This is a genomic window from Roseateles sp. GW821-FHT03B02 (assembly GCF_059421025.1).
On sequence record NZ_JBWKUV010000001.1, the window covers coordinates 626,758 to 646,183 of the forward strand.

General features: G+C 70.0%; 12 protein-coding genes. 8 read left to right on the forward strand and 4 right to left on the reverse strand.

Going from position 1 to position 19,426, the window contains the following annotated elements; all coding sequences use genetic code 11:
• The first annotated feature begins 16 nt into the window (after positions 1–16).
• Positions 17–1,252 (forward strand): MFS transporter, encoded by a 1,236-nt coding sequence (locus tag AC07VX_RS02735; protein ID WP_493163256.1) that lies wholly within the window; start codon positions 17–19, stop codon positions 1,250–1,252.
• Here the strand turns inward: AC07VX_RS02735 and AC07VX_RS02740 are convergent.
• Positions 1,239–4,976 carry a glycosyl hydrolase family 8 gene (locus AC07VX_RS02740; protein ID WP_493163255.1) on the reverse strand — a complete coding sequence of 1,246 codons (3,738 nt, stop codon included), beginning with the start codon at positions 4,974–4,976 and terminating at the stop codon, positions 1,239–1,241. The two genes, AC07VX_RS02735 and AC07VX_RS02740, sit on opposite strands and share 14 nt — an antisense overlap.
• Positions 4,977–5,148: 172 nt before the next feature.
• Here AC07VX_RS02740 and AC07VX_RS02745 point away from each other — a divergent pair, with 172 nt between their 5' ends.
• Together AC07VX_RS02745 and AC07VX_RS02750 are read left to right on the forward strand one after the other, a co-directional pair.
• Complete coding sequence (locus AC07VX_RS02745; RefSeq protein WP_493163254.1) at positions 5,149–6,756, forward strand: glycoside hydrolase family 43 protein; 1,608 nt, start codon at positions 5,149–5,151, stop codon at positions 6,754–6,756.
• Positions 6,753–7,763 carry an aldose epimerase family protein gene (locus tag AC07VX_RS02750; protein WP_493163253.1) on the forward strand — a complete coding sequence of 337 codons (1,011 nt, stop codon included), beginning with the start codon at positions 6,753–6,755 and terminating at the stop codon, positions 7,761–7,763. Before AC07VX_RS02745 ends, AC07VX_RS02750 begins: the two co-directional genes overlap by 4 nt.
• On the opposite strand, the gene galB is transcribed toward AC07VX_RS02750, so the two are convergent.
• Positions 7,750–10,419, reverse strand: coding sequence for a beta-galactosidase GalB (galB, locus tag AC07VX_RS02755; RefSeq protein WP_493163252.1), 2,670 nt, complete (start codon positions 10,417–10,419; stop codon positions 7,750–7,752). The two genes, AC07VX_RS02750 and galB, sit on opposite strands and share 14 nt — an antisense overlap.
• A gap of 146 nt (positions 10,420–10,565) precedes the next feature.
• Here galB and AC07VX_RS02760 point away from each other — a divergent pair, with 146 nt between their 5' ends.
• From AC07VX_RS02760 to AC07VX_RS02770, 3 genes are read left to right on the forward strand one after another with little or no spacing between them, the layout of a single operon-like run.
• Complete coding sequence (locus tag AC07VX_RS02760; RefSeq protein ID WP_493163251.1) at positions 10,566–12,014, forward strand: aldehyde dehydrogenase (NADP(+)); 1,449 nt, start codon at positions 10,566–10,568, stop codon at positions 12,012–12,014.
• Complete coding sequence (araD, locus tag AC07VX_RS02765) at positions 12,011–13,738, forward strand: L-arabinonate dehydratase (RefSeq protein WP_493163250.1); 1,728 nt, start codon at positions 12,011–12,013, stop codon at positions 13,736–13,738. Before AC07VX_RS02760 ends, araD begins: the two co-directional genes overlap by 4 nt.
• Before the next feature lie 8 nt (positions 13,739–13,746).
• Positions 13,747–14,457: a ribonuclease activity regulator RraA gene (locus AC07VX_RS02770; RefSeq protein ID WP_493163249.1), complete on the forward strand. Its 711-nt coding sequence runs from the start codon at positions 13,747–13,749 to the stop codon at positions 14,455–14,457.
• Here the strand turns inward: AC07VX_RS02770 and AC07VX_RS02775 are convergent.
• Together AC07VX_RS02775 and glmS are read right to left on the reverse strand one after the other, a co-directional pair.
• The gene (locus AC07VX_RS02775; protein ID WP_493163248.1) at positions 14,444–15,724 is read right to left on the reverse strand and encodes a GDSL-type esterase/lipase family protein; all 1,281 of its coding nucleotides are present in this window, start codon (positions 15,722–15,724) and stop codon (positions 14,444–14,446) included. The two genes, AC07VX_RS02770 and AC07VX_RS02775, sit on opposite strands and share 14 nt — an antisense overlap.
• Positions 15,725–15,788: 64 nt before the next feature.
• The gene (gene glmS, locus AC07VX_RS02780) at positions 15,789–17,648 is read right to left on the reverse strand and encodes a glutamine--fructose-6-phosphate transaminase (isomerizing) (protein WP_493163247.1); all 1,860 of its coding nucleotides are present in this window, start codon (positions 17,646–17,648) and stop codon (positions 15,789–15,791) included.
• Between the two features lie 129 nt (positions 17,649–17,777).
• Between glmS and AC07VX_RS02785 the strand changes: the two genes are divergently transcribed.
• Together AC07VX_RS02785 and AC07VX_RS02790 are read left to right on the forward strand one after the other, a co-directional pair.
• On the forward strand, positions 17,778–18,251 hold the full coding sequence (locus AC07VX_RS02785; RefSeq protein ID WP_493163246.1) for an Lrp/AsnC family transcriptional regulator: 474 nt from the start codon (positions 17,778–17,780) through the stop codon (positions 18,249–18,251).
• A 90-nt stretch (positions 18,252–18,341) separates the two neighbouring features.
• On the forward strand, positions 18,342–19,412 hold the full coding sequence (locus AC07VX_RS02790; RefSeq protein WP_493163245.1) for an NF038122 family metalloprotease: 1,071 nt from the start codon (positions 18,342–18,344) through the stop codon (positions 19,410–19,412).
• Positions 19,413–19,426 lie beyond the last annotated feature (14 nt).

Genomic DNA, 19,426 nt, shown 5'->3' on the forward strand with positions numbered 1-19,426 from the left:
AAGCAAGGGGCTGGCCATGTCTTCCTGGACGACCACCATGCGCGAGCACTACCGCTGGGTCATCGTCGCCGCCGGCGGCCTGCTCGGCTGCGTGGCCATCGGCGCGCTCTTCTCCCTGCCCGTGCTGCTGCGCCCCATCGCGCTGGACACAGGCTGGTCCACCACCGGCATCTCCACCGCGATGACCCTCGCCTTCGTGGCGCTGGCCGTCGGCAGCGTGGGCTGGGGCGCGCTGTCCGACCGCACAGGTCCGCGTGCCGTGGTGGTGGCGGGCACCATGCTGCTCGTCGGCGGCCTGGTGCTGGCCAGCTTCGCCGGCTCGCTGGGCGGCTTCCAGCTGTGGTTCGGCGCCCTCGTCGGCATCAGCGCGGCGGCCATCTTTGCGCCGCTGATGGCCTGCGTCACCGGCTGGTTCGACACGCGGCGCAGCCTGGCCGTGTCGCTGGTGTCGGCCGGCATGGGCATGGCGCCACTGACCATGTCGCCGCTGGTGGCCTGGCTGGTGCAGACCCAGGACTGGCGCACCACGCTGCAGATTGTCGCGGCCGTGGTGGCGGGCCTCATGCTGCCGGCGGCGATGTTGATCCGCCGCCCACCGGCATTGGCCGCCTCGGCTCCCGGCGAGTCGCAGGAGCCCGGCCCCTCCGTCGGCCAGGCCGTGCGCTCGGCGCCCTTCCTGGTTCTGGTACTGACGAGCTTCCTCACCTGCGCCACCCACTCGGGGCCGATCTTCCACTCCGTCAGCTATGCCGTCACCTGCGGCATTCCGCTGATGGCCGCCGTGTCCATCTACAGCCTGGAGGGCCTGGCCGGCATGGGCGGGCGCCTCGTCTTCGGCCTGCTGGGCGACCGCTTTGGCGCCGCGCGCACGCTGGTTGTGGCCTTGCTGGGCCAGGCCGTGGTGGTGCTCGGCTATCTGTACGCCCGCGAGCTGAAGAGCCTCTACACCGTGGCCGCGCTGTTCGGCTTCACCTATGCCGGCGTGATGCCGCTGTTCGCCGTCATCGCGCGCGAGAACTTCCCGCTGCGCATGATGGGCACGGTGATCGGCGGCACGGCGATGGCCAGCAGCATCGGCATGGCGCTCGGCCCCGTGCTGGGCGGGCTGATCTACGACGCGTTTTCGACCTATAGCTGGCTTTTCATCGGTGCCTTTGCGCTGGGCCTCGGCGCTCTCCTGTCGGCGCTGATGTTCATGCGGCTGCCGCGACGGCCGCTAGCCGCGGTACCCCATGCGCTCACCAAGCCCTGAACCGCCCCGTCACATGCAGCATCGCCATGAACTGCAGCAGCCCGTCGTAGTAGCGCCATTGGCCTGAGGGCGGCTGCAGTGCCCACAGATCGTTGACGAAGCGCTCGGCCAGCGGCCTGTCGACGAGCAGGGCCGCGACGGCATTGCTGGCCATGAGCCCTTTGGATGCCTCGTCGTTCAGCGGCTTGCCGTCCAGCGTGTAGAGGTGGGGATAGGGCTTGCCGCCTTTGCCCTGCGAGGCGAAGAAGCCCAGCAGCTTGCGGCTCAAGCCGGCGGCCTCGGGGTTCCTGTCCCACCAGGCCTGGTCGACGCTCCAGTTCACCGCGGTGCGGAAGGCGTCGTAGCGGAAGTCCTCGTGGCCCTCGTGCTTGCGCGGGCGGCCGTCGAACTCGGCGTAGTCAGGAGTGAGGCCGGTCTTCGGGTGGGCGGCCACCGAGAAATAGGCGCGGCTGATGTCGGCGATCTCGGCCCAGCGCCTGCGGTCCTCGGGCTTGTTGGCGCGCCGGGCCCAGATCTCGTAGAAGGCGGGCAAGTGGTAGGAGGGGTCGCTGAAGTCGGCCGCCTCGCCAATCGGCACGAAGACGACCTGGCCGCGGTCGGGCGAGAACATCGAACGCACGCCATCGACGATGCCGCCGTTCATGGTCTCCTTGTGCAGCATGGTGCTGAGCAAGGCCTGAGCCTGGGCGTTGTAGTCGTAGAGGCCCTGGGCGTTGCCCCAGCGCGCGGCCGCCATCAACAGCGCAGTGGCGAAGTAGGCCTCGCCATCGGAGGCCGGCACGGCGTCCTTGTCGCAGCCCCGGGGCTGGCATTGCCAGCGGAAGTAGCCCTTGCGCGGGCCGGAGGCGTAGCGCATGTGCGTGGCCGCCCAGTTCCACAGCGCGTCGAACTCGGCTTTGCGGCCCATCTGCACGGCAATCATCATCCCGTAGGACATGCCTTCGCTGCGCACGTCGGCATTGCCGACATCCAGCACATAGGCGGCCGGGCCATCGGGCGTGGCGGCCGCGGGGTAGACGACGCGCTGCTCGGCGCCGCCTTCGAACAATGACCGCCAGTAGCTCGCCAGCTTGCGATCGATGTCGGCCTCGCTGATGCCGGCGCGGATCTCGCGCAGCAGATTGCGGTAGTTGCCGGTGACCGCCGCGCCGCGGGGGGCGACGGTCACCGAGGCCAGCGGCGCCAGCACGAGCTGGCTCAGCACCGCGTTGTCGTCCAGGCGCCAGACCTTGATCACATGGCGGCCGGGCTGCAGGGCCTTGAAGCTGGCCTTGAGCACGAAGTCGTTGTCCTTGACGGCCTGGGCCCAGTCCTTCTCCACGCGGCTCAGCTCCGGGCCGGCGGTGGGTGCGAGGTTGAGCCGGAGTTCCTGCGCGGGCTGCTCGTCGATGCCAACGGCCAGGCGCATGCCGCCGGCATTGCGCGTGTCCAGCGTGGGCACCATGTGCAGGCTCAACAGCATGTCGCCGCCCTGCGCGGTGTCGACTTCGTACTCCAGCCGCACGCCATCGGCCAGCGTCGTGGCGGCGCGGCCTTGAGGCAGGGCCGTCACTGCGCCGAGGCCGGGGCCGAGGTTGGGGATGGCCGTCCACGCCAGGCCTTGGCTGTTGACGGCGCGGGCGAAGCGCGGTGCCTCGATGGTGATGGCCTTGGCCGCCACAGGCACGCCGCGCGCCAGCTGCCGATCCACCTCGATGGCATCCGCACTGCCAGGCACGCGCTGCACGGCCGGCATGATGTTCTTGTCCGGCTGCTGCCAGCTCGTGTAGCCGATGTGGGTCTGCAGCATCATGCCGGCCCACTTGCCGCCGGCTAGCGCGTGGTACTGGTCGGCGATGGCCTGGTCGCGCGCGAAGGCGGCCTCGGCGCGCTCGGCGAAGACGTTGGCGCGTGCATCCCCGGCCGCTGCCAGCTTGCGGTTCCAGGCCGCCGCGTAGTGCAGGCGGTAGAGGTTGGCCAGGGCCAGCACCGGATGCTCGACGAGCTGGAAATAGGCGTCGAGCTGATCGGGCCGCAGCCTGGCCTTCACGGCGGCCACGCGCGCCTCCAATGCAGTCCACTGGGCCACGCGGCGGCCGAAGTCGCCGCCGTCCAGCGCATCCGCCGAAGCCGCACCGAGCGGGAAGCTCGTCGGGTCGATCAGCTCGGGCTTGCGCCGCGCCGCGTACTGGCTGTAGCGCGTGACCAGCTCGCCGATCTCGGTCGCCTGGGTCGGCCCGAAGGTCTGCGCCGCCCAGTCTTTCGGGTAGGCCGCCAGCGCCGTCGGCGTCATGGCTTTCGGCGACCAGGCCATGTCCAGGAAGAAGCTGATCGGGAACTCCATCGGCTTGATGTCGCCGACATTGACGATCCACAGCGCATCGGCGCCATGCTCGTGGGCGAGGTTCATCTGCTGCCAGGTCTTCTCGATCTGGTTGGTGTTGAGCCACTTGTAGTTGCGCGGCCCGCCGACGTAGTCGAAGTGGTAGTAGACGCCGTAGCCGCCACGGCGCTTGGCGTCGGTCGTCGGCAGGCGGCGGATCTGGCCCCAGTTGTCGTCGCAGAACAGCAGCAGCACGTCGTCGGGCACCTGCATGCCCTTGTCGTGGTAGTCCTGCACCTCCTTGTAGAGGGCCCACATCTGCGGCGTCTGGTCGGCTGGCTTGCGCGTCACCTCGGCCAGGATCTGACGCTGGTCCCGCACGATGCCTTCGAGCAGGCTGATGGCCGTGCCCTCGCTCATGGGCTCGTCGCCGTCGCCTCGCATGCCGATGGTGACGAGGCTGTCGAACGCCCCGCCGCCCGGCCGACCCATCATGCGCTGCACGCCTCCGCGCCAGAACTCGCGCAGCTTCTCGCCGTTCTTGGCGTAGTCCCAGCGGCCCCCCTTCTCGCGGGCCCACTCGTCGTGGGCCCGCATCATGGGCTCGTGGTGGGAGGTGCCCATGACGACGCCCATCTCGTCGGCCAGCACCATGTTCTTCGGGTCGTCGGCGCCGAAGGCGCGCGGCTGCCACATGGCCGGCCACAGGTAGTTGCCCTTCAATCGCAGGATGAGCTCGAAGACATGGCCGTAGAAGGCCGCGTTGGTGCCGCCGAACCTGGCCTGCGCCCAGGTCGAGAGGGCCGGCGCCTCGTCGTTGATGAAGATGCCGCGGTACTTCACGCCGGGCTGGTCGCTTCGGGTTCCAGCCGCGATGAAGACATTGCTCTTCTTCTCGACCGGCACATCGGCCCACCAGGCCCAGGGGCTGACGCCGATGCGGGCCGACAGGTCGTAGGTGCCGAACACGGCACCGCGCCGGTCCGCGCCGGCGATGACGAGGGCGCGCGCCACGCCCGGCCAGGGCTGCTCGACCACCGTCTGGCGGTAGGCCTCCCACTGACCCTTCAGATCGTCCAGCTTGAGCTTGTGGCGGGCAACGAGGTCATCGAGCACCGCGCTGCGCCCCAACTCGGCAATGACGACGATCTCGCCGCGGGCGTCGCCGATGCGGTTCAAAAGCACCGCCGGCTGGCCTGACACGCGTTCGAGGTCGGCGGCGAAATTGCGGCTCGCATGCTGGAGCGCCGCATCGGCGCCGGCGTCGACATAGACGGCCGCCGGCTGCCCCGCCTTCACCAGCGCCAGGCCCTTGCCGGGGTCGCGCGCGCAGACAGATACCGGGGTGTCGCAGGCCTGTGCCGGCAAGGTGCAGCAGACAGCCGCCAGCAGCAAGGCCAGCCGAGCGAGGACCGGGTTCATGGGCCTGTTCATCCTGATTTGTCTCCACGGCGGCGTGATGCCCGACCGTCGCTTGAATGGTTACGCAATCAGGCAGGTTTGCCCTGAGTGCGTGCAGCTTTGTTTTGATTTATGGTAGCGCAATCTTTTTGCCTGTCTGCAGGGGTTCACCCGCTCCTGAGGCGCCGCGCCCATGATCCGCAACCCCGTGCTGCCCGGCTTCAACCCGGACCCGTCCTTCTGCCGTGTCGGTGAGGACTTCTATATCGCCACCTCCACCTTCGAGTGGTACCCGGGCGTGCAGATCCACCACTCGCGCGACCTCGTCAACTGGACGCTGGTGACCCGCCCGCTGAATCGCAAAAGCCAGCTCGACCTGCGCGGCAACCCCGATTCCTGCGGCGTCTGGGCGCCCTGTCTCTCTCACGCCGACGGCAAGTTCTGGCTGGTCTACACCGACGTCAAGCGCTTCGAGGGCAATTTCAAGGATGCGCACAACTACATCGTCACGGCGCCGAGCATCGAGGGCCCCTGGAGCGACCCGGTCTATGTGAACTCCTCGGGTTTCGACCCGTCCCTCTTCCACGACGACGACGGCCGCAAGTGGTTCCTCAACATGCTGTGGAACCACCGCACCGGCTCCATCGGCGGCCAGCCAAAGGCGCCCGCCTTCGACGGCATCCTGCTGCAGGAATGGGACGCCGAAGCCGGCCGGCTCGTCGGCCCCGTCACCAACATCTACAAGGGCACCGACCGCGGGCTGGTCGAAGGCCCCCACCTCTTCAAGCGCAAGGGCTGGTACTACCTCATCACGGCCGAGGGCGGCACAGGCTACGGCCATGCGGTGACGATGGCGCGATCGCGCCAGCTGCATGGGCCCTACGAGACGCATCCTCAGCAGCACGTCGTCAGCAGCCGCGACGCGCCCGAGGCGCCGCTGCAGCGCGCCGGCCATGGCCAGGTGGTGGAACTTGACGACGGCAGCACCTACCTCGCCCACCTCTGCGGCCGCCCGCTGCCGGGCACCAGCCGCTCGCCGCGTGGCCGCGAGACGGCCATCCAGAAGTGTGTCTGGGGCGAGGACGACTGGCTTTACCTCGAACACGGCGGCATGGTGCCGGCGGTGGACGTGCCGGGGCCGTTCGCCGACGTCGACCCCCGACCGCGCGAGGCACTGCGTCGCAGCTTCGTCGACTGCCCGGCCCTGCCGCCCGAGTTCCAGTGGCTGCGCACGCCCGAGCCCGAGCGACTGTTCACACTGACTGGCAACGCGCTGCGACTGACCGGCCGCGAGTCGGTGGGCAGCTGGTTCGAGCAGAGCCTCGTGGCGCGCCGCCAGGAAGACGCCAGCCTGCGCGCAGAAACGGTGCTGGCCAGCTTTTCACCGAACAGCTATCAGCAGGCCGCCGGCCTGACCCACTACTACAACCGCCACAAGTTCCACGCCCTGCTCGTCACCTGGCAGGACGGCGTCGGCCGCGTGCTCACCCTCCTCTCCTGCCCTGGCGACTGGCCCGACAACCGGCTGGAATTCCCCCTCGTGCAGCCCGTGAAGCTGCCCGACATCGGCCCCGTGCGCTTGGCCGCCGACATCGATGGCGCCGCCCTGCAGTTCCTCGCCGACTGGGGCCTGGGCTGGCAGAAGGTCGGTCCGGTGCTGGACGCCAGCGTCATCTCCGACGAGGGCGGCCGCGGCGAGCATGGCAGCTTCACCGGCGCCTTTTTCGGCATGCTGGCCTTCGACACTAGCGGCGGCGCGCGCACGGCCGACTTCACGAGCTTCGACTACCTGCCGCGATGAGCTTCGAGGTCTACACGCTGGGCCGGGCCGACGGCCTGCGAATCCAGGTCAGCAACTACGGCGCACGCTGGCTGTCCTGCCTCGTGCCCCTGCACGACGGCAGCCGCCGCGAAGCCATCCTGGGCCACGCGACGCCAGCCGACCATGCCCGAGAACCCGGCTTCTTCGGCGCAGTGGTGGGCCGCTACGCCAACCGCATCGGCGGCGCGGCCTTCACGCTGGACGGGCAGGTACACCGCCTCGTGGCCAACGAGGGCGTCAATCAGTTGCACGGCGGTCCCGACGGTTTCGACCGCCGTGAGTGGACCGTCATCGACCGCGGCCCGCTGCACCTGCGCCTGGCCCTGCACTCGCCGCACGGCGACCAGGGCTACCCCGGCGACGCAGACGTGGAGGTCGAGTACCGCGTCGACCCGGCCGCCGCCGCCGTCTCACTGCAATTCAGCGCCCGCACGACGGCGCCCTGCCCCGTCAGCCTCACCAGCCACCCCTACTTCAACCTCGACGGCGGCACGGCGCCGGTGCTCGGCCACCGCCTGCGCGCTACCGCCAGCCACATGCTGCCGGTGCGGCCCGACATGATTCCCACCGGTGAGGTCTGGCCCGTGGACGGCACGCCGTTCGACCTGCGCGAAGCGCGGCGCATCGGCGACGGCCTGGGCCGGGGCGAGCAGCAGCGGCTGGGCAGCGGCTACGACCATTGCTTCGTGCTCGACCCCGCCGCGGCGCGTGGCACGCAGGCTGCGGCCGAACTGACGTCGACCGACGCGAGCCTGGCGATGCGCCTCTTCACCGACTACCCCGGCCTGCAGGTCTGCAGCGGCAACTTCGTGCACCAGTCGCGCGGTCGGGATGGCCTGCCCTTCCAGCGCCACGCCGGCATTGCACTGGAGCCGCAGTTCTTCCCCGACGCGCCCAACCACCCCGTCTGGCGCGGGCAGGGTTGCATCGTGCGGCCGGGCCAGCCGCGGCGGCGCTGGATGCGGTTGGAGTTCAGCGCGCGCTGAGCAGAAGTGCGGCCGCCTTCAGGCCGTCGGCTTCGGCGCGCAGCGTCATGTCGCCGCCGCGCCCGCGCACGATCACCAGGGCCTGGCCGCTGAAGGCCCGACGGACGGGCGCCGTGAAGGGCTCGAAGCTGGTCGCATCGCCGTTGTCGGTGGCGACGATCTCGCCCGCGCCTTCGAGGCTGAACCGAAGCGCCTGCGACGCACGCGGCACGGTGCGGCCCTCGGCATCCACGACCCGCACGGTGACGAAGGCCAGGTCGCTGCCGCCGGCGCGGATCACCGGGCGATCGGCCGCGAGCACCAGTGCCACCGCCTCGCCCGCCGTGTGCACCGCCTCGGTCGCCCAGGGCTGGCCGGCACGCAGGGTCACCACCTTGATCTCCCCCGGCTCGTACACCGCCTCGTCCCAGCGCAGCCGGTACTCGAACGCTGCCTTCCTGCGGCGCCCCTGCGAGCGGCCGTTGACGAAGAGCTCGCCTTCGTCGCCGCTGGTGAACACATGCACCGGTGTGACCTGGCCGGCGCGCTCGGGCCAGGTCCAGTGCGGGAAGATGTGCGCCATCGGCAAGTCCGGCCGCCAGCGCGACTGGTAGAGCCAGTAGCGGTCCTTGGGAAAGCCGGCCAGGTCCACGATGCCCGAGTACGACGAGCGCGCCTCGTAGTAGGGCGTGGGCTCGCCGAGGTAGTCGAAGCCGGTCCAGACGAACTCGCCGGCGACGAAGGGGTGGCGGTCCAGCGCCGCGAAGACCTTGTCGGCCGAGGCGCCGAAGTCCACCGCGTACAGCTCGTAGCCGCTGACCTGGCGTGCCGTCGAGTCCCCGCCGCGGCCGTCACGCGTGATCGAGCTGTTGGCCGGCGTGACCGGGAAGAGGTAGACGCCGCGGCTGCTGAAGGCCGAGGCCGTCTCGCTGCTGAAGATCGTCTTGCCGGGGAAGCGCACATGGAAGGCCGGGTACTGTGGCGGCGTGCGGATGCGGTCCGTGCCTTCGAACTCGGCGTCCTGGCGAATGCCCTCGCCCTGGTAGTTCAGGCCGATGGCATCGACCTCGGCCGGCAGCGGCATGTCGGGCTTGGCGAAGTTCATCGCCGTCGTCGTCGGCCGCGTCGGGTCCTCCTCGCGGGCGATGGCATGCAGCCGCCGCGCGACCGCCGCGCCCGCTTCGCCGGTGTACTGCTCGCCCACCTCGTTGCCCACGCTCCACATGACGATGGACGGATGGTTGCGATCGCGCCTGAGCATGGCGCGCAGGTCAGCCTCGTGCCAGTCCGGGAAGATGAGATGGAAGTCCAGCGGCGTCTTCTTGCGTTCCCAGGCGTCGAAGATTTCGTCGATGACGAGCAGGCCCAGGCGGTCCGTCAGCTCCAGCAGCTCCGGCGCGGGCGGGTTGTGAGCCAGGCGGATGGCGTTGGCACCCATGGCCTGCAGGATCTCCAGCTGACGCTCGGCGGCACGGTAGTTGAAGGCCGCGCCCAGCGCGCCGAGGTCGTGGTGCTGGTTGACGCCCTGCAGCCGCACCGGCCGGCCGTTGACATGCAGGCCGGTGTCGGCATCCCAGCGCAGGCTGCGGATACCGAAGCGGGTCTCGTCGCGGTCGACGACGCGCCCCTCGCGCGACAGCGTCGTGCGGGCGAGGTAGCGGTGGGGCTGCTGCGGCTTCGGCCCCCATAGCCGGGGCTTGAGGATGACGGCGCTCCCCCGGCTCAAGGCCCCATCGCCGGCCGGCACGGCCAGGCCTTGGCGCGCGATGCGGGCCACGGCGCTGCCCTCGGGGCGGCCATCGGCGGCGAGGGCGAAGAACTCGGTCACGACATCCACGCGCACCGGCTTGCCGCCGTCGTTGGCGATGCTCAGTTCGAGGTTCACGGTCGCCCGCTCGGCCGACACCTCGGGCGTGCGCACGACGCTGCCCCAGTGGCCCACATGCACCGCGTCCGTCTTGGTCAGCCACACGCGCCGGTACAGGCCCGCACCCGGATACCAGCGCGCCGACTCCGGCGGGTTGTCCAGCCGGATGGCGAGCTGGTTCATGCCGCCGGGCACGAGGTGGGGCGTCAGGTTCAGCCGCCAGGAGTTGTAGCCATAGGGCCAGCCGCCGACGAGATGGCCGTTGAGCCAGACGCTGGCGTAGGCCATCGCGCCGTCCACGTCGAGAAAGACGGCGCGGCCGCGGTCGCCCGCCGGGATGTCCAGCTGGCGCCGATACCAGACCGGCCCCCAGCTCTGCAGCCGGCCCATGCCGCCGTAGGGCCCGGCCTCAAGGAAGGGCCCTTCGATGGCCCAGTCGTGCGGCAGGGTCACCGCGCGCCAGCCGCTGTCGTCGTAACCGGCCTGCATGAGCGGCAGCTCGCCGCCGGGGTCGCCAGCCGGGCGGGCATGGCGGCGTGCCGGGTCGGCGATGAATGCGTTGGCGCTGGGCAGGATCCAGGGCTTGAGCACGCCGTCGACGCGGCCCGCAGCAGGCAACGCGGCCTCGGGCTGTGCATCGGCCGCTCGGCCGTCGGCCGACTGCGCGACGGCGGGGCGCCGGTCATAGCCCAGGGCCGCGGTGGCGGCATCGGGGTCGCCACGCCGAAAGCGCCAGCCCGTGTCCAGCGCGATGCGGTCGCGCGGTGCGAGCTGCTCGTGCAGGTGGTCCGGCACGAGGCGTTGGGCCATGGCCGGCACGCAGAGCAAGGCAAGCAACGCGACACAGGCCGCAGGGCGGCGGCCCCACCGCCGCGGCCCTGCGCCTGGCAGGGGTTTCTGGTGAAAACGCTGAGCAGCCAAGTCCGTCATGCATTTATGATAGCGCTCCCATTGCCATGAACCCGCGACCGACGATGACGCTCACGATGCTCACCGACAGCACGGCGGCCCAGGTCAGAGCCGCCTGCTCGGCCGCCGCCGCGGCGCCGGCCTATGCCCAGCTGCCGACGCCACGACGCGTGGCCCTGCTGCGCGCGCTGGCCGATGCACTGCTCGGCGCGCGCGAGACCCTGGTACCCCTGGCCGACCGCGAGACCCACCTCGGCGCCACGCGGCTCAACGGCGAGTTGGACCGCACCGTCTTCCAGCTGCGCGGCTTTGCGACGCAGGTCGAGAACGGCGCGGCCCAGCCGCTGCTGGACGACGCCGCCATCCCCGGCGCGCCACCGCTGGGCCGCCCGCGGCTGACGCGCATCGCCGTGCCGCTGGGGCCGGTGGCGATGTTCGCGGCCAGCAACTTCCCCTTCGCCTTCAGCGTGCTGGGCGGCGACACGGCCTCGGCCCTGGCCGCCGGCTGCCCGGTCGTCGTGAAGGCCCACCCTGGCCACCCGCAGCTGTCGCGCGCAGTGTTCGAGCTGGCCGCCGGCTGCCTGAAGGAGCTGGCGCTGCCCGAGGGCGTGCTGCAGTTCGTGGAGGGCGCGGGCGTCGAAGTGGGCCTGGCCCTGGTGCGCGACCCCGCCATCGAGGCCGTCGCCTTCACCGGCAGCCTGCGCGGCGGCCAGGCGCTGTGGCGCGAGGCGAACGCGCGGCCTCGGCCCATCCCTTTCTACGGCGAGCTGGGCTCCATCAATCCCGTCGTCGCCCTGCCTGCTGCGCTGCAGGCCCACGGCCCGGCCCTGGCCACGGCGCTGGCCGGCAGCATCACGCTGGGTTGCGGCCAGTTCTGCACCAGCCCGGGCGTGCTCATCGTGCGCGACGACGCGCTGGGCCTGGCCTTCGTGCGCCAGCTCGCCGAGGGCCTGGCCGCAGCGACGCCGCACGCCATGCTGCATGCGGGCATCCGCGCCGGCTTCAACGCCGGCGTGGCCCGCCTGCACGGACATGCGGCCGTGAAGACGCTGGTGGGCGCGCCCGCCGGCGGGGGCGTGCCGGGCGCGCATCTGTTCGCCACCGATGCGGCCAGCTTCATCGTCGACGAGGCCCTGCGCGAAGAGGTCTTCGGCCCCAGCTGCCTAGTCGTAACCGTGAAGGACCTGGATGAGACCCTGGCCGTGCTCGCCGCGGTGCAGGGCAGCCTGACCGTGACGCTGTGGGGCGCCGACGAGGACACGCCAGACAACCGCCGCCTCGTCGCCGCCGCGCAGCAGCTCGCCGGCCGCGTGCTGTTCAGCGGCGTGCCCACCGGCGTGGCGGTGACGGCCGCGCAGCAGCACGGCGGGCCGTGGCCGTCGTCGACGCACGCGGCCAGCACCAGCGTCGGCTACGCAGCCATGGAGCGCTTCCTGCGACCAGTCGCGCTGCAGGATGCGCCGGGTTGGCTGATCCAGCAGCGAGGGCAAGCATGACGAAGAAGGTCGAGGATCTGCGCAGCGCGCGCTGGTTCGCCAAGGACGACTTCCGTTCCTTCGGCCACCGCAGCCGCGTGCTGCAGATGGGCTACGCGGCCGAGGACTTCATCGGCAAGCCCGTCATCGCCATCGTCAACACCTGGAGCGATGCCAACCAGTGCCACACCCACTTCAAGCAGCGGGTGGAGGACGTCAAGCGGGGCATCCTGCAGGCGGGCGGCTGGCCGCTGGAGCTGCCGGCCATCTCGCTCAGCGAAAGCATGGTGAAGCCGACCTCCATGCTCTACCGCAACTTCCTCGCGATGGAGACGGAGGAGCTGCTGCGCAGCCACCCGGTGGACGGCGCCGTGCTGATGGGCGGCTGCGACAAGACCACGCCGGGCCTGCTGATGGGCGCGCTCAGCATGGGCCTGCCCTGCATCTACCTGCCCGCCGGCCCCATGCTGCGCGGCAACTGGCGCGGCCAGGTGCTGGGTTCGGGTAGCGACGCCTTCAAGTACTGGGACGAGCGCCGCGCCGGGCGCTTGAGCGACCAAGCCTGGGCCGAGATGGAAGCCGGCATCGCCCGCAGCCATGGCACCTGCATGACCATGGGCACCGCGGCCACGATGATGGGCATTGCCGAGGCGCTGGGCCTCACGCTGCCCGGTGCGAGCAGCATCCCCGCGCCAGACGCCAACCATGTGCGCATGTCGGCCGAATGCGGCCGGCGCATCGTGCAGATGGTGTGGGACGACCTGACGCCCGCGAGGTTGCTCAGCAAGGGCAGCTTCGCCAACGCGATTGCCGTGGCCATGGCCATGGGTTGCAGCACCAACGCCATCATCCACCTCGTCGCCATCAGCCGCCGCGCGGGGCTGGCCGTCACGCTGGACGACTTCGATGCGGCGAGCCGCCACGTCGGCGTCATCGCCAACATCCGGCCCAGCGGCGACCGCTACCTGATGGAAGACTTCTTCTACGCCGGCGGCCTGCCGGCCATGATGAACGTGATGCGGGACAAGCTGGACCTGTCGGCCCTCACCGTCAACGGCCGCACCGTGGCCGAGAACATCGACGGCGTCGAGGTCTTCAACGACGACGTCATCCGTCCGCTGGACAACCCCATTTACGCCGAAGGCGCGCTGGCCGTGCTGCGCGGCAACCTCGCGCCCGACGGCGTCGTCATCAAGCCCAGCGCCGTCGCGCCGCATCTGCTGCTGCACACCGGCCGCGCGCTGGTGTTCGACGACTACCCCAGCTTGAAGGCCGCGGTGGAAGACCCCGACCTGGACGTGACGGGCGACGACATCCTCGTGCTGCGCAACGCCGGCCCCAAGGGCGCCGGCATGCCGGAGTGGGGCATGCTGCCCATCCCGACCAAGCTGCTGAAGCTTGGCGTGACCGACATGCTGCGCCTGTCCGACGCCCGCATGAGCGGCACCAGCTACGGTGGCTGCCTGCTCCACTGCAGCCCGGAGGCCTTCATCGGCGGCCCGCTGGCCTTGGTGAAGACGGGCGACCGCATCACCGTCGATGTGCCGGCCCGCAGCATCCACCTCGAAGTCAGCGACGAGGAACTCGCCGCCCGCCGCGCCGCCTGGACGCCGCCGCCGCCGCGCTACGAGCGCGGCTACGGCTGGCTGTTCGGCCGCCACATCCTGCAGGCCCACGAGGGCTGCGACTTCGACTTCCTCGAAACCCAGTTCGGCGCGCCGGTGCCCGAGCCCGTCATCTACTGAAGCACGCCATGAACCCAGAAACCCGCAAGAAGCTCATGGGCGTCAGCACCGCCACGCTGTGCACCTCCCTGTTCAAGCGCGGCCTGAAGCACCAGTTCATCCAGGATGTGCGGCCGCTCAACGCTGGCCTGCCCAACATGGTGGGGCCTGCCTACACGCTGCGCTACATGCCGGCGCGCGAAGACCTGAATGACATCACCGTGTTCAAGGACCGTACCCATCCGCAGCGGGTCGCCGTGGAGCAATGCCCCGAGGGCGCCGTGCTCGTCATCGACAGCCGCAAGGACGCCCGCGCGGCGTCGGCCGGCGGCATCCTCGTCGCGCGGCTGATGGTGCGCGGCTGTGCCGGCGTCGTCACCGACGGCGGCTTCCGCGACAGCCCGGACATCGCCAACTACACGATGCCGGCCTACCACTCACGCCCGAGCGCCCCCACCAACCTGACCCTGCACCAGGCCATCGCCATCAACGAGCCCATCGGCTGCGGTGATGCGCCGGTGTTCCCGGGCGACGTCGTCGTGGGCGATGCCGAGGGCGTCATCGTCATCCCGGCCCATCTGGCGGATGAGATCGCCAGCGAAGCCGTCGAGATGACCGTCTTCGAGGACTATGTGCAGGAGAAGGTGCTGGCCGGCCGCAGCGTGCTGGGCCTGTATCCGCCCACCGACGCCGACGTGGCCGCAGACTTCGCAGCCTGGCGGCAGCTCAAGGGGCGCTGACTTTCGGGCAACGCCTGTCGAGCATTTCGACCGGAAAGGCCTCGGCCATCACGCGGTAGCCGGCCAGCGACGGATGCAGGCCGTCGTTGTCGACGTCGGCGCGCAGGTAGGCCGGCCGCGCCGGGTCGCGCATCAGCGCGTCGAAATCCACCAGCGCATCGAAGCGGCCCGGCTCGCGCAGCCAGGCGTTCAGCGCCTGGCGGTCGGTCTCGTTCTCAGGCTGAGGTGCGTAGTAGCCGCTGCCCGAGTAGGGCATGACGGTCGAGACGATGAGGCAGACGCCGCGCGCACGGGCGCGCGAGGCGAGGTCCGCGAAGCCCGCCTTCAGCTCGACCAGCAAAGCGGCACGGGACTCTGACGTCGTCGGCTTGCCGCGATGGCTGATGCCGAAGTCGTTGACGCCGATCAGCACGACGGCATGCGTGGCGCCGCTGCGGCCGAGTACGTCACGCTCGAAGCGGGAGACGAGGTGGGGGCCCAGGCCGTCGCGCATCAGCCGCCCGCCGCCGATACCGGTGTTGATGACCGCCACGTCGCGCTGCGCTGCCTGCAGGCGACGCGACAACACATCCGTCCAGCGCTGGTAGCTGCCAGAGGGCACGCCGTAGCCGTCGGTGATGGAGTCGCCCGTGGCGACGAGCACCGGCGCCGGCTTGGCGGCGCGCACGTCGATGGCGGCGAGATGCCACCAGCCCTCCTGCGCCACGGCCTCGGGCCAGTCGGCCTGGCCCACGCGGTTGCCCTGCACCGCCCAACTGCGCATGCGCGAACCCGGATGCACGCTGGCCTGGCCGGGCCCGGCCAGCACATGCATCTGCACGGCGAGGTCGGCCTGGCGCGCCACGACGAACTCCAGTGCGTCGCTCCAGAGCTCGGCATGTGCCGGCACCGTGACGTCGCGACGACCGGCAAAGCTCAGCGGACGCAGGCTGGCCGCGTTCACGGCCATGCCGTCCACCAGCGCCACGCTGACCGCGCCCAGCGTCAGCGGCTCGTCGCCGAAGAGATTGCTGATACGCACCCGCAGGGCCGTGCCGGCGGCATCCACGCGCACGATCTGGCGCAGGCTGACGTCGCGCATGGGCTGGCGCCAGACCGGCGAGGCCGGTGTCGCTCCCGCCTGGGGTGCCGGCTGGGCCAGCATGGCGCTGCCCCAGCCGGCTGTCCAGTCAGCGGAGGGGCGTTGCGGCGCCGAGCTGCAGCCCACCAGGGCTGCCAGCACCAGCCAGGCCGTAGCCCGGCGGCGGACGAACAGGATTGCGCTCATCGGCTTGCGATCTCGTCAGTGGCGAATCACAAAATGATAGCGCAACCATTTCCTCAGGCCACGCTCACTCCACGGTGACGCTCTTGGCCAGGTTGCGGGGCTTGTCGACGTCCGTGCCCCGCGCGCAGGCCGTGTGATACGCCAGCAGCTGCAGCGGCACGACGTGCAGGATGGGGCTCAGCGCGCCGTAGTGCTCGGGCATGCGGATGACGTGCAGGCCGGCCTCGCTCTCGATGGCGGTGTCGCCGTCGGCAAACACATAGAGCTGGCCTCCGCGGGCGCGCACTTCCTGCATGTTGCTCTTGAGCTTTTCCAGCAGCGCATCGTTGGGCGCCACCGTCACGACGGGCATCTCGGCCGTCACCAACGCCAGCGGCCCGTGCTTCAGCTCACCGGCTGGGTAGGCCTCGGCGTGGATGTAGCTGATTTCCTTGAGCTTGAGCGCGCCTTCCAGCGCGATCGGATAGTGCAGGCCGCGGCCGAGGAAGAGCGCGTTTTCCTTGCGGGCGAATTCCTCGCTCCAGGCGATGACCTGCGGCTCCAGCGCCAGCACGGCCTGCACGGCCACGGGCAGGTGGCGCAGGTCCTTCAGGTGGCGGGCCTCGGCTTCTTCTGTCAGATGGCCGCGCGTCTGGGCCAGGGCCAGCGTCAGCAGGAAGAGGCCGACGAGCTGGGTCGTGAAGGCCTTGGTGGAGGCCACGCCGATCTCGGCGCCGGCCCGCGTGATGTAGGCCAGCTCGCACTCGCGCACCATGGCGCTGGTGGACACGTTGCAGATGGTCAGCGTGTGCTTCATGCCCAAGGACCGGGCATGCTTGAGCGCGGCGATGGTGTCGGCCGTCTCGCCGCTCTGGCTGATGGTGACGACCAGCGTCTTCGGGTCGGGCACGCTGTCGCGGTAGCGGTACTCGCTGGCGATCTCGACGCTGGTCGGGATCTTGGCGATGCTCTCCAGCCAGTACTTGGCCGTGGAGCCCGAGTAGTAGCTGGTGCCGCAGGCCAGGATGAGGACCTTGTCCACTTCCTTGAAGACGCGGTAGGCGCCGTCGCCGAAGAGTTCGGGGCTGATGCCGGTCACGGCGTCCAGCGTGTTAGCGATGGCCACGGGCTGCTCGAAGATTTCCTTCTGCATGTAGTGGCGGTAGGGGCCCAGCTCGGCCGCGCCGCTGTGGGCGTGCACGGTCTTGACCTCGCGCTGCACGGCCACGTAGCGGCCGGTCGTCGTATCCAGGCGGCTGAGCCAGTAGCGGCCGAGCTGCAGGTCCACCACGTCGCCCTCTTCCAGGTAGACGATCTGGTCGGTCACGCCGGCCAGGGCCATGGCGTCGGAGGCGACGAAGTTCTCCTGCTCGCCCACGCCCAGCACCAGCGGCGAACCCTCGCGGGCGGCGACGACGCGGTGGGGTTCGTCGCGGCAGAACACGGCCACCGCGTAGGCGCCCTTCAGGCGTGGCAGGGCCTGCTGCACGGCGTCCAGCAGGTCGCCGCTGTAGAGGTGGTCGATCAGGTGGGCGATGACCTCGGTGTCGGTCTGGCTGGAGAACTGGTAGCCGCGCGCCTTCAGCTCGGCGCGCAGTTCGTCGTGGTTCTCGATGATGCCGTTGTGCACCAGCGCGATGCGGCCGACGCTGGCCTCGCCGGCGTTGGGGCCGGCCGAGAAATGCGGATGGGCGTTGTGCACGGCCGGGGCGCCGTGGGTGGCCCAGCGGGTGTGGGCGATGCCGGTGCCGGCGGAGATGCCGTCCTGGTCGGCCTGAGCCTGCAGCTCGGCCACGCGCGAGGTGCTGCGGGCGCGCTTGAGGCCGCCGTCCTGGTGCACGGCCACGCCGCAGGAGTCATAGCCGCGGTATTCGAGGCGCTTCAGGCCTTCGACGAGGATGGGAACGATGTTGCGCTGACTGACCGCGCCGACGATGCCGCACATGGGTAGCTCTCCGTTGAGGGGTGGCGCATCCTAGGCAAGCCATCGCGACATATGCGTGCAAAATTCATCGGCAAATGATTGAAAATTTCCCCGATCATTCTGGTTGAAATTTTCTTGCGAATTTCAATCATGAATGAAGAATTTGACGCCATCGACCTGCGCCTGCTGGACGCGCTGCAGACGGACGCCTCGCTGAGCAACCAGGACCTGGCCGCCCGCGTGGCCGTGTCGCCGGCCACCTGCCTGCGGCGCGTGAAGCGCCTGGTGGACGCCGGCCTCATCGAGCGCCGCGTGGCCATCCTGTCGCCGGACAGGCTGGGCGCCGGCCTGCAGGCCTTGCTGGAGATCACGCTGGACCGCCAGGGCGCCGAGCATCTGGATGCCTTCGAGGCCCGCGCCGTGCAGGAGGCCGCCGTGCAGCAGTGCTGGCGTGTCTCGCCAGGGCCGGACTTCGTGCTCGTCGTGCAGGTGGCCGACATGCCGGCCTATCACGCACTGACCCAGCGCCTGCTGACCCAGGACGCCAATGTGCGCAACATCAAGGCCTTCTTCAGCGTCAAGCGGGCCAAGTTCGACACGCGGGTGGTACTGCCAGCCCCCTAATTCATAGCCGGCCCCCGCGACCCCGGGGGCAAAAAGCGCTCCCAGCCCCGACAGAATCCCGGCTCGACTGCCCACCCACCGGAGCTCCACATGCTGTCCCGCAAGTCCTTTCAACCCGCCGCGTTCGCGCTGGCTCTCGGTCTTGCCGGCCTGACGCCGAATGCACTGGCGCTGAACATCGTTCTGAAGGATGTCAGCACCACGCCGATGAGCGCCGATCAGCTGGGGGCCTTCCAGACCGCCGCCAGCTACTGGTCGAGCAAGCTCACCGACAACGTCACCGTCTACGTCAACATCGCCTTCAACGATCTGCCCACCAACGTGCTGGGATCGACCAATTCGTCCGCCGTGACGATCAACTACAGCACGCTGCGCAGCCGCCTCATTGGCGATGCCAAATCGTCCACCGACACCAGCGCCGTAGCCAGCCTGCAGGCGGGTTCGGCGGCCAGCTTCTACGCCACGCAGGGCGACCTGAGCATCCGCTTCGACAACGACGGCTCGACAAACAACTCGGTGTTCGGCATCAACACGGCCAACTACAAGGCCCTGGGCCTGGACCCCGGCACGAATGCCAGCAGCCCCGACGCCAGCATCACCTTCGCCAACGCCTACGCCGGCGATTTCGCCTTCACCCGCGTGAACGGCCAGGTGCCGGCCGGCAAGATCGACTTCATCACCGTCGCCGAGCACGAGATCGGCCACGCGCTGGGCTTCGAGTCCGGCGTGGACGCCATCGACTATTGCGTCGGCCATACCGCGCAGTGCGGCCTGTCCGGCGCGGCCAACGAATTCGAGGGTTTCGCGTGGTACTACCCGCTGGACCTGTTCCGCTACTCGGCCGCCGGCAAGCTGGACCTGACGGTGGGCGGCTCGCCCTATTTCTCGGTGAACGGTGGCGCCACGTCCATCCAGCCCTTCTCGACCGGCCGCGAACACGGCGACGGCCAGCAGGCCAGCCATTTCGGCAGCAGCGTCGTCACGCTGATGCGCCCCTTCGTCGGCCCGGGCCAGTCCTATGACGCGACGGCCAGCGACCTGATGGCCTTCGACGCCATCGGCTGGGACCTGGCCGCGGCCGTGCCCGAGCCCAGCCAGTACGCGCTGCTGCTGTGCGGCCTGGCCGCCATCGGCCTGGCCCGCCGCCGCCAGCGCGGCTGAGGCCGTATCACCCA